The sequence below is a fragment of the Pseudomonas sp. 18058 genome (assembly GCF_902706155.1).
GTDB lineage: Bacteria > Pseudomonadota > Gammaproteobacteria > Pseudomonadales > Pseudomonadaceae > Aquipseudomonas > Aquipseudomonas rustica.
In genome coordinates this window covers 1-406 of sequence record NZ_CACSJY010000157.1, presented here as the reverse complement: position 1 = coordinate 406, position 406 = coordinate 1, and the positions used below count along the sequence as shown (strand labels likewise).

At 39.2% G+C, this 406-nt stretch carries 1 protein-coding gene; it reads right to left on the bottom strand.

The window, feature by feature from the left end; translation table 11 throughout:
• Positions 1–406, bottom strand: a 406-nt coding sequence (gene tssD / locus GVL50_RS28615) for a type VI secretion system tube protein TssD (RefSeq protein ID WP_159815861.1), incomplete at both ends; no start/stop codon positions are given.

Here is a 406-nt window from a genome sequence, read left to right as displayed (position 1 = left end):
TTACATAATATGTAGTCATAATCGACAGTTACACATTCGGTAGGAAGATTATTGTCAGAAATGTTTACATGAATAGCAGTTAATGAAGCATTTCTTAGCTGAATATAATAATACCGTTCCCATCGCCCGCTTTTATTTATACGATACAAATCGATTTCAATAAATAACCGCTCATTCTGATTGATGGCATTAGACAGTAGCGGTGAGCTTTTATCAATGAGTTTGCAAAATTGTAGCCCCTGTAGATTAACGCCATTACCAGTACTGGTAATGGCGTTGGTGAGTGCAAAGGCAAAAATTTCATCTTCATGGCCAACCTGCCAGCGATTACCAACCGACGCATACGTCCCACAGCCTGAAGAAATATCGCCCTGCTTCTCACCGATTATTCTCAGGTAAACAATAT